Annotated in this window: 9 protein-coding genes; 7 read left to right on the top strand and 2 right to left on the bottom strand. The window is 73.1% G+C overall.

Annotation, left to right across the window (positions count from 1 at the left end):
* Positions 1-97: 97 nt before the first annotated feature.
* The gene (locus ACH4VO_RS01660) at positions 98-436 is read left to right on the top strand and encodes an SCO0607 family lipoprotein (RefSeq protein WP_360983626.1); all 339 of its coding nucleotides are present in this window, start codon (positions 98-100) and stop codon (positions 434-436) included.
* 7 nt (positions 437-443) lie between these two features.
* On the opposite strand, the gene ACH4VO_RS01655 is transcribed toward ACH4VO_RS01660, so the two are convergent.
* Complete coding sequence (locus ACH4VO_RS01655; RefSeq protein ID WP_360983623.1) at positions 444-1,556, bottom strand: ferritin-like domain-containing protein; 1,113 nt, start codon at positions 1,554-1,556, stop codon at positions 444-446.
* Positions 1,557-1,733: 177 nt separating this feature from the next.
* Here ACH4VO_RS01655 and ACH4VO_RS01650 point away from each other — a divergent pair, with 177 nt between their 5' ends.
* From ACH4VO_RS01650 to ACH4VO_RS01625, 6 genes are all read left to right on the top strand, one after another.
* Entirely contained in the window at positions 1,734-2,669 is a 936-nt protein-coding gene (locus ACH4VO_RS01650) for a diiron oxygenase (RefSeq protein ID WP_360983620.1), read from the top strand.
* Between the two features lie 115 nt (positions 2,670-2,784).
* Positions 2,785-3,525 carry a translation initiation factor IF-2 gene (locus ACH4VO_RS01645; protein ID WP_360983617.1) on the top strand — a complete coding sequence of 247 codons (741 nt, stop codon included), beginning with the start codon at positions 2,785-2,787 and terminating at the stop codon, positions 3,523-3,525.
* A 124-nt stretch (positions 3,526-3,649) separates the two neighbouring features.
* Positions 3,650-4,411, top strand: a complete 762-nt coding sequence (locus ACH4VO_RS01640; RefSeq protein WP_360983614.1) for a TetR/AcrR family transcriptional regulator — start codon at positions 3,650-3,652, stop codon at positions 4,409-4,411.
* A 35-nt stretch (positions 4,412-4,446) separates the two neighbouring features.
* Positions 4,447-4,722, top strand: coding sequence for a hypothetical protein (locus ACH4VO_RS01635; protein ID WP_360983611.1), 276 nt, complete (start codon positions 4,447-4,449; stop codon positions 4,720-4,722).
* Positions 4,723-4,802: 80 nt separating this feature from the next.
* Entirely contained in the window at positions 4,803-7,571 is a 2,769-nt protein-coding gene (locus ACH4VO_RS01630) for a PQQ-binding-like beta-propeller repeat protein (RefSeq protein ID WP_360983608.1), read from the top strand.
* A 150-nt stretch (positions 7,572-7,721) separates the two neighbouring features.
* Positions 7,722-8,906 (top strand): NlpC/P60 family protein, encoded by a 1,185-nt coding sequence (locus ACH4VO_RS01625; RefSeq protein WP_360983605.1) that lies wholly within the window; start codon positions 7,722-7,724, stop codon positions 8,904-8,906.
* An 84-nt stretch (positions 8,907-8,990) separates the two neighbouring features.
* Here ACH4VO_RS01625 and ACH4VO_RS01620 read toward each other — a convergent pair whose 3' ends face one another.
* Positions 8,991-10,235, bottom strand: a complete 1,245-nt coding sequence (locus tag ACH4VO_RS01620) for a styrene monooxygenase/indole monooxygenase family protein (RefSeq protein ID WP_360983602.1) — start codon at positions 10,233-10,235, stop codon at positions 8,991-8,993.
* Positions 10,236-10,237 lie beyond the last annotated feature (2 nt).

Raw genomic sequence — 10,237 nt, 5'->3', positions numbered from 1 at the left:
CGGCGGGCCGGCCTGAGTACGCCTACTCATGGTCGGCGTGTCGCCTCCCGGGCAGGCTGGATCCGACCGGTCCGGCCGCACCTCGAAGGAGCCAATCATGCGCAGCAACACCGGAGTTCGCCCCCCGGCGCCCACCCACGGCACCCGCCGCACAGGGCGGGCGGCGGCAGGTCTCGCCCTGGCGGCGGTGACCGTCGCCCTGCTGTCCACCGGCTGCTCGATGGCCGAGGCGCAGTGCAGCAACGGCGAGTACCCGGTCCTGTCGGTGGGCGGCACGGGCAGCGCCTGCGTGCCCGACGACGAGGAGCCGCCCCAGGGGTACACCCGCTACCCCGAGGGCAAGGTCCCCCAGTACGTCGGCGACAAGTGGGACACGTACTGGGAGACGAGGACCGTCGACGAGAACGGCAGGATCGTGGAAGTGCCCGAGGGGTGAGGGCCGCTCACGCGGAGGGCCCACCGCCCTCCGCGATCGTCTCCGCCACCTCGGCGACCCGGGCCTCCTCCTCCCGTGCGAAGCGGTCGCGGTCCAGTTGTTCGGCTATCTCCTCGTCCTGGGCCATCAGCAGGTCCAGGTTCGAGTCGCCCAGCTCGAAGACTCCCATGTCCACGTAGGCCTTCTGGAGCCGTTCCCCCCACAGGCCGATGTCCTTGACGCAGGGGACGATCCGGCTGAACAACAGTTTCCGGAAAAGGCGCAGGTACTCCGAGTGTTCGGAGAGGTCCTGGGCCTCCTGCTTGCCGATGCCGAAGTTCTCCAGCACCTCGACGCCTTTGAGCCGGTCGCGCATCAGGTGGCAGCCCTCGATGACGAACTCCTCGCGTTCGCGCAGTTCCGCGTCGCCGAGCTGCCGGTAGTAGTCGCGCAGGGCCATGCGCCCGAAGGCGACGTGCCGGGCCTCGTCCTGCATGACGTAGGCGAGGATCTGCTTCGGCAACGGCTTGGTGGTCGTATCGCGGATCATGCCGAAGGCGGCGAGCGCCAGACCCTCGATGAGGACCTGCATGCCCAGGTAGGGCATGTCCCAGCGGGAGTCGCGCAGGGTGTCTCCGAGCAGGCCCTGGAGGCTGTCGTTGACCGGGTAGAGCATCCCCACCTTCTCGTGCAGGAACCGGCCGTAGATCTCCGCGTGCCGCGCCTCGTCCATCGTCTGGGTCGCGGAGTAGAACTTCGCGTCCAGGTCCGGGACGGATTCCACGATCCGGGCCGCGCAGACCATCGCCCCCTGCTCACCGTGGAGGAACTGGCTGAACTGCCAGGACGTGTAGTGCTTGCGGAGCTCTCCGCGGTCGCGCTCGGTCATCTTCGCCCAGTGCGGGGTGCCGTGGAGAGGGAGCACCTCGTCCGGTGTGCCCAGCGGGTCGGCGGGATCGACCTCCAGGCTCCAGTCGATGCGCTTGTCGCCGTCCCACTGCTTGTCCTTGCCCTTCCGGTAGAGGGCGAGGAGACGGTCACGGCCGTCGTCGTAGTCCCAGGTGAAGCGGGCGGCGCCGGTGGCGGGAACCTGCCATGTGGGCGCGTCGGGCGGTGTGGTGTAGAGGTCGTGTGTCGACACGGACAGCTCCTTCGCCTGGCGAGGATCGTATGTCCCGTGGTGCTGCGGTCAGTTGGCAGGTTCACACGTTGGTAGACGCGGGGTCAACAAGTCGCGCACAAGGGATTGACGCTCTTGCTGACAGGTAGTCTCATAAAGAGTGACCGCCGGTAACCCATGCGCTAGGGGCCTACAGCCATGACGACAGTGACCGACCAGGACGTCCAGGCGCTGCGTGACGCACTCGGACCGCTCAAGGACCGCGAACTGGTCGCGGCACGCCTGCTCGAAGCGTCGGCCAAGCACTCCTTCGACCCGGACACCGAGCTCGACTGGGATTCCGCCGTCGAGGAGGGCAAGTGGTTCTGGCCGCCCGAGCTCGTCTCCCTCTACGACACCCCGCTCTGGCGGAGGATGTCCGAGGAGCAGCGCATGGACCTCGCCCGGCACGAGGCCGCGTCACTCGCCTCGCTCGGCATCTGGTTCGAGATCATCCTGATGCAGCTTCTGGTCCGGCACATCTACGACAAGCCCGTGACCAGCAACCACGTCCGGTACGCCCTCACCGAGATAGCCGACGAGTGCCGGCACTCGATGATGTTCGGCCGGATGATCCAGTGGGGCGGCGCCCCCACGTATCCCGTCCCGCGGGTCTACCACAACCTGGCGCGGGTGCTGAAGACCGTCTCCACCACGCCCGGTTCCTTCGCCGCGACCCTGCTCGGCGAGGAGATCCTGGACTGGATGCAGCGGCTCACCTTCCCCGACGAGCGCGTGCAGACGCTCGTACGCGGGGTGACGCGCATCCATGTCGTCGAGGAGGCCCGACACGTCCGCTACGCCCGCGAGGAGCTGCGCCGCCAGATGGTGACCGCACCCGCCTGGGAACGCCGGCTGACCCGGCTGAGCTGCGGGGAGGCGGCGCGCGTGTTCTCTGTGTGCTTCGTCAACCCGCAGGTGTACGAGAACGTCGGCCTGGACCGCCACGAGGCCGTCGCCCAGGTGCGGGCGAGCGGCCACCGGGCCGAGGTGATGCAGACGGGCGCGCGGCGGCTGACGGACTTCTTCGACGACATCGGGGTCCTGAACGGTGTCGGACGCAGACTGTGGAAGCGCTCCGGCCTGCTGGCCTGAACCCGGCTCCGGGGTGCGGCCGTCCCATCGCCGCACCGGCTGGGTACGCTCGCCTGCGCGCGGTCCGAGCAGACGAGCGGTGATCCGCCCCGCGCCGCACCGGAAAGGTGGACCCATGCTCCGACTCCTGCGGCTCGCACCGCTGTTGCTGTTGCTGTTCACCGTCGCCTGCGGTGCGGTGCGCTCCTCCGAGGCCGAGGCGGCGGACACCGCCCGGGAGACGGCCAGGAAGGCGGGTCAGCGGCTCTACGGCCAGCGTCCGCGCACGGCGGAGGAGGTCGGGCGCTCCGTCTCCGGCGTCGAGGGGGTGGAGGTGATGCGGGTGACGGGTACCTCGACCCACGACGGGGACGGCGTCGGCATCGTCCTGCGCACGTCCGCCTCCGCGCGCGACGGATGGCTCGACTCCGACGAGATCACCGTGCGGCGCTGCTTCGCCCTGCGGGTCTCGCCCACGTCCGCCTGGGACGAGGACCCCCGTGACGTGGACTGCCCGGACGGGCTCCCGTTGGCCTTCGCCCCGCCGCCCGCACCGCCCCGGCTGCCGTACGAGGAGCTCCGCGCGAGGCTTCCCCGGGTGCCGGAGGGCGGCCGGGCGGACGAGGCCGGGGTGCGCCGCGTCCTCGCCGCCCTGGACATGGATCCGGCGATCCGTACCGAGGTGGAGGCGCACGGCGCCCGGGTGGGCGTTCTCCTGTCGGTGCGGGGCAACAAATTCGACGCGCAGGACTGCCTCCTCGCCCGCGTGGCGCCCGGCGCCACCGAGGTGTGGTCGCCGCCCCGGATCCAGCGGATGCCTGGGGAGGGCGGCTGCACCGTCGGCAACGCACTGGACCCGGCACCACCCCCGCACTGAACGGAGGCCCGGTTCCGGCGAAGGCCGTCCCCGCCCCGCAACCCGCCCGAGCCGTCCTCGGTCCGGCAGAGCACAGCACGGCACGACACGGTCGATCGCGGGCCGGCGCATTAGGCTTCCGGGCATGACCTCGGTCCCCGCAGCACCGTCGGCCCGCGCCTACCGAAGGCTCGGTGTCCAGGAGCGCCGCACCCAACTGCTCGGCGCGGCGCTCACGCTCTTCGCCCACCGGGCTCCGGACGACGTGTCGATCGACGAAGTGGCGGCCGTGGCCGGCGTCTCCCGGCCGCTGGTCTACCGCTACTTCCCGGGCGGCCGGCAGCAGTTGTACGAGGCCGCGCTCGGCTCGGCCGCGGAACAGCTGACGCTCTGCTTCGCCGAGCCGGCCGCCGGCCCGCCCACCGAGCGAGTGAGCCGGGTCCTGGACCGCTACCTCGGCTTCGTCGACGAACACGACGCGGGCTTCAGCGCGTTGCTGCGCGGCGGCAGTGTCGCCGAGACCTCGAAGACCTCCACGATCGTGGACGGGGTACGCCGGGCGGCGGCCGAGCAGATCCTGCACCACCTGGGCAGGGGAGACGGTCCCGGCGAGGAGGCCGCCGGGCCCCGGTTGCGGATGATGGTGCGTACCTGGATCGCGGCCGTGGAGGCCGCGTCGCTGATCTGGCTCGACGAGGCGAAGCAGCCGCCCGCCCCCGACCTGCGCGGCTGGCTGGTCGACCACCTGATCGCGCTGCTCGCGGCCACCGCGGCCACCGACGGTGAGACGGCCTGCGTGGTCGCGGACCTGCTGGACCAGGAGACCGCGGACGGCCCGGCCGGACGGCTGGCCGCGCTGGTGGCCCCGGTGGCGGAGCGGGCGGGCCACCTGCTGCCCCCCGGCTGACCCCCCGCCGCGCCCGGCTGGGTCAGACTGGCACCGTGAAAAGCGAGAACACGCCCTTCCGCGGCGGACCCCTGGACGGCCGGGTCCTACCGGTCCTGCTCGGGCCCACCGGGCACCCGCCCAAGTGGTACGAGGTCCCGGTGCCGGACCCGGACGGCGGCCCGGCCACCGTGCACGCCTACCGGCGCGTCCCCGCCGGATACACCAGGCGGCTCGGGCTGCAGCGCGGCTGGGTGTACGCGTACGCACCCGGCGGACGCGAGCGCCCGACGCTCAAGTGGCCCTGGACGAAGCCGGACCGGAGCGTCTGAGCGGCGACCCGCCGGGGCTCCCCGCACCCTCTAAGATCGGCGGTCAGGTGCCGAGGGCACGGTCACAAGGGGGGTGCGCCATGGAGGCGCTGCGTCAGGACGATCCACGCCGCTTCGGCCCGTACACCGTGCTGGCACGCTTCCGTGAGACCGCGGCCGCCGTGCAGTACCTGGTCAGGGGACGTGACGGGGACCTTGCCGTGGTGGCCTCGGCGCGGCCCGCCCTCGCCGCCGTCCCCGCCTTCCGGCGCCGGTTCCTGGCCGAGGCAGGCACCGCCGAACGGCTGGCCGGCGGCTGGGTCCAGTCCTCTCTCGCCTCCGCCGAGGCGGACGGCGAACTGTGGACGGCAGCGGCGTACGTGCCCGCCCTGACGCTCGCCGAGGCGATCGGCCTCGCGGGCCCGCTGCCCGAGCGTGCCGTGCGGATACTGGGCGCCGGCCTGGCCGAGACCCTGTCCCGGGTCCACGCGACCGGGGCCGTCCTCCAGGGGCTGGCTCCGGGGACGGTGCTGCTGGCCGAGGACGGACCGCGGCTGACGGCGTTCGGGCCGCTGGGGGCCGCCGCCTCGGCCGAGGCGAAGGCGGGCGGGCAGCTGTCCGTCCGGCTCGGTTATCTGACCCCGGAACAGGTGGAGGGCAAGGGAGCCGGCCCGGCCTCCGACCTCTTCGTCCTGGGCCTTCTCCTGGCGTACGCGGCGACCGGTACGACCCCGCTCGCCGACGGGCCCGCCGACGAGGCGGCCGAACGGATCGCGCACGCCTCGGCCGAACTGGACTCGGTGCCCGACGCGTTGCGTGGCCTGATCGCACGCTGCCTGTCGAAGGATCCGGCCGGCCGGCCGGGTGCCGGATCGGTCGCGGCGGAGCTCGCCCTGGAGGGCGCGGCCGGCCTGGCCGAGGGAGGATGGCTTCCCCGTACCCTGCTCGACACGGTGGCGGAACAGGCCGCGCGGGCCCGGGCGCTGGAGGCGCCGGAGGCGCGGGACCCGGCACAGACGCGGGGCGTGCGGCAGCCTCAGCCGCACGACACGCCTCCGGCACCGGACGTCCCGCGGGCCCGGGCCGTGGCACACACGCAGGGCCTCCCGGAGCCGCAGGACACGGCACCCTCCCGGGCCGTTCCGCAGCCCCAGGAGACGGCTTTCCCGCACGCCGCCCCCCGGCCCCAGGAGGGGCCGTCCGGCGTCGACGAGGCCGGCGACGCACGTGAGGCCGGTGGTGAATCCGGTGAATCCGGTGAGGACAGCCGGACCACGCGTTTCCTGGCGACCGGCCCCCGTACCTCTCGCACCGACCGGGAGACGGCCCACCTCTCCGTCCCCCGTGAGCCGGCCGGCGCCGCGCCTGCCCACACCTCCCCGCCCCGGGCCGCCGCCCCCGCACAGCCCGTACCGCCGCCGCAGGCACCCGCGCCCGCGCTGCCTGCCGCGGCGCGGCCGCACTCCTCCGCGTACCCGGCGATCCCCGCCCCGCTCCCCCGGCCCGTACCGGCCTCCGAGCCCGCCGCACCCCCCGCGCCCCCCGCGCCCGTGACGAGCAGGCGGGCGCTGCTCACGACAGCCGCGGCCGGGGCCGCCGGACTGCTCGTCGGCGGCGGAGCCGTACTCGCCCTCGGGCCGGACGACTCCACCTCCTCGGCCACCGACGGCAAGCCCACGCCGAAGCCCCGCCTGTCGGTGCCGGGACGCGCCCCGGAGCCGCGATGGATGTACACGCACCCCGCCGCCGCCCCCGCACCGCTCACCGCCGGACTCTGGCAGGACAGGCTCCTGGTGCTGACCGGTACGGCCGGGGCCACAGCCGTGGACCTGCGCACCGGCCGGAAGGCCTGGGAGCAGGCGGACGCCGCCGGCGCCCAGGCGGTCCTGCCCGGCGGGGACGGGCTGTGCTTCCTGGCGAACCCGACCGGGTTCCGCTGGCTCTCCTCCGGGGACGGGAAGGTCGCGCACCACGTCCCGTACGCCGAGCTGTTCCCCGGCGTACCGGACATGAAGGTGGCCGCCCTGACCGGGAGTTCCGGGTCCGTCGTCTGGTTCACCGGCTCCCACACGGTCACCGTGAAGGCGCCGAAGCCGAAGAAGGGCAAGAAGCCCGGCAAGGACACCCAGGCCGTCCGGGCCTACCTCTTCGCTTACGACGTGGTGGCGCGCAAGGAACTGTGGCGCACCGCGGTCCCCGCCGGCAGGGCGCCCGGCACGCCCGCCTACCGGCTGACCGCGGTCCGGGACACCGACGTCGTCGTGGCCCAGGACGCGGCGACCCTCACCCCGGCGGACGTCAAGGCGGGCAAGGGCAGGGCCTCCTTCCGCAGCTTCGACCGCGCGACCGGCAAGCTGCTCTGGAACCGGCAGTTCGGCGCCCTCACCCCGGCCGGCGCGGCACTCGGGGACGCGGAGGGGCGGCTGTACGGCGCGGTGGGCGGCGATCTCCAGGCGTTCGAGACGGCCACGGGCAAGCCGGTGTGGACGCTGAACGGCACCGAGGGGTCCGAGTTCGGCACCCCGGTCCCCGCCGGAACGCTGCTGCACACCACCAACCGCGATCAGGAGGTCGGCGCGGTCGACCGGGCGTCCGGGCGGCTGCTCTGGCGGCGGTCCACGGAGGTGCCGCCCGGTGGGGCCGCGCCCGCTCTCACCCTCAGCGGTGGCGGGAGGACCCTGCTCGCGGCGGACGTCTCGCAGGTGACCGCGTTCGCGGCGGCGGACGGGCGCCGGCTGTGGAAGTTCCAGGACATCGGGGTCCAGGATCCCGGAGGCGCCACGGTCGGCGGGCCGTACCGGGTGCTGGCCGCCGCCGGGACCGTGATCGTCCAGCGGGGCAGGGCCGTCTACGCGTTCGCCGTGGAGTGACGTCGGCGCGTCCCCCGTCCGGGGGACAGAGGCGGCCGCCACACCGGGCGGTCCTTGCCTCACCCGGCCCGGAGTGACCGGATGGATGCGACCCGATCACTTGTGGGCTGGTCCTACTTACGGCTGGTCCCCGTCACCGGAGGTGATGCCGTGGCAGGCCGACTCGTCCATACGCTCTGTACGGCGGCCCTGGCCGCGCTCGTCGCCGCCTCCCCCGCCACCGCGGACCCGGCGGCCCTCCCCCCGGCCGGCCCGCACCGGGCACCGGCCGACGCGGACCCCGCCCCCGCCGCCGGTGCCCCGCAGGGCGTCGCCGGGCTGCTGAAGCAGCTGCAGACGCTCTACCGGCAGGCCGAGGAGGCCGGTGAGCGCTACAACGCCACCGAGGAGGAGCTGAGGAAACGGGCCGCCGAGGCCAGGAAGCTGAACGCCGCGCTCTCCCGGGCCCGCACGGCCCTCGGCGCCGGCCGCCGGGACGCGGGGCGCCTGGCCCGCGAGCAGTATCAGGGCCGCACCGGCTACTCGGTGTATCTGCGGCTGCTGCTCTCCCGCGACCCGCAGCAGGCGCTGGATCAGACCCATGTGATCCAGCGGGCCCAGGCCGGCCGGACCGCCGCGATCGAACGGCTCACCGGCGCGGAGAAGCGGGCGAAGGCACTGGCGGCCCAGGCCCGGCTGGTCATGAACCGGCAGAAGGTGCTGGCGAAGAAGCAGCGCACGCAGCACGACGCCGTGAAGGCCCGGCTGAAGGACGTCGAGGCCATGCTCGCCTCCCTCTCGAAGGAGCAGCTCTCCGAGGTGTCGCGGCTGGAACAGAAGAACATCGGCGAGGCCCAGGACGAGCTGGTGGCCTCGGGAGCACTCAGCTCGGCCCGCCCGCCGTCCGAGGAGGGCGGTGAAGCCGTACGGTACGCGGTCGCTCAGATCGGCAAACCCTACGTCTGGGGCGCGGAGGGGCCTGATTCCTTCGACTGCTCCGGGCTCACCTCGCAGGCGTGGGCGGACGCGGGCCGGACCATTCCGCGCACGTCCCAGGAACAGTGGCGGCAACTGCCCAGGATTCCCGTCGGGTCGCTGCGCCCCGGCGATCTGGTGGTCTACTTCCCGACGGCGACCCATGTGGCGCTGTACATCGGCAACGGCCTCGTCGTACAGGCGCCCAGGCCCGGCACCTCGGTGAAGGTCTCCCCCGTGGCGTCCAACCCGCTGCTGGGCGCGGTCCGTCCGGATCCCGGGAGCAAGCCGCTGAGCACGTACACCGGTCCGGATCTGCCCGAGGGCGCCACCGCAGGCCCGGACACGGGGTACGCGGCCGAGTCCGCCCCGAGTGCCTGATCCCCGTCGCCCGGCGGCCCCCTCCACCGGGGGCCGGGCCGGCCGCCACGACCGCGGCGGACCGGCCGGTCCCGTGCGCGGAGGTCAGCCGGCCCGGGCGGCCGAGACCTCGGCGAGGTACGCGTTCGTCTTCTCGGGCTCGAAGAAGAAGTTGTCGAAGTCCGCCGGATCGTTGAACCCGTTGGCGAAGCGGTCCGCGACGGGCTGGAGCTGACCGGCGGCGCCGATCAGGTTCAGCACGTGCTCCGGGGGAACGCCGAGCATCGCGTTCGTCCACTTCACGACGTGCTGCGTGTTCTCCCAGTGCCGGTCGAAGGTGGCCTGCATCCACTCCGCGTCGAACTCGCGGTCGCCGCGCTCGATGATCGACCGCAGGTAGGAGTGGGCGCACTTGGACGCCGTGTTGGAGCCCTGGCCGGTGATCGGGTCGTTGGCCACGACCACGTCGCCCACCCCGAGGACCAGGCCGCCACCTGGCAGCCGGCCGATCGGCTTGCGGACGGTGGGGGCGTAACGGCCCGCCAGCGTGCCGTTGGCGTCGGTCAGCTCGACCTTGGTGGCTCGCGCGTACTCCCACGGCGTGAACTTCTCCATGAGCTCCAGCGTCTTCGCCAGGTGCTCCGCAGGGTCCTTGATGCCCTGGAAGGCGTCCAGCGGGCCGCTGGGAACGCCCTCCCAGAAGAGGATGTCCGCCCGGCCCGACGTCGTCAGGGTCGGCATGACGAAGAGCTCGCCGACGCCCGGGACCAGGTTGCAGCGGACCGCGTCGAAGTCCGGGTGCTCCGGGCGCGGGCCCATCCCGTGGACGTAGGCCACGGCCAGCGCGCGCTGCGGGGCGTCGAACGGCGAACGGGAGGCGTCCCGGCCGAACATGGAGACCAGCTCGCCCTTGCCCGCCGAGACCATCACCAGGTCGAAGGTACGGGAGAAGTAGTCCAGGTCGGAGACGGCCGCGCCGTGGATGACGAGCTGGCCGCCGCGCTGGGCGAAGGTCTCCATCCAGCCGGCCATCTTGACCCGCTGGTCGACGGACTGGGCGTACCCGTCCAGCTTGCCCACCCAGTCGACGGCGCGCGAGGAGTCCGGCGCGGCGACCGACACGCCGAGGCCCTCGATGCGCGGGGCCTGCGACTCCCAGAAGTTCAGCTGGAGCTCACGCTCGTACTCGAGAGCGGTGTGGAACATGCACTGCGTCGACATGACCCGGCCCGACCGGATCTCGTCCGCCGTGCGGTTGGACATGAGGGTGACTTCGTATCCTGCGGACTGCAGGCCGAGAGCCAGCTGGAGACCGGACTGGCCGGCTCCGACTATGAGTATCTTCCGCATCG

Origin of the sequence: Streptomyces sp. NPDC020780, assembly GCF_044334475.1 — a bacterium.
Lineage (GTDB): Bacteria > Actinomycetota > Actinomycetes > Streptomycetales > Streptomycetaceae > Streptomyces.
The sequence above is the reverse complement of the archived record's forward strand: the minus strand, read 5'-3'. Positions and strand labels throughout refer to the sequence as shown.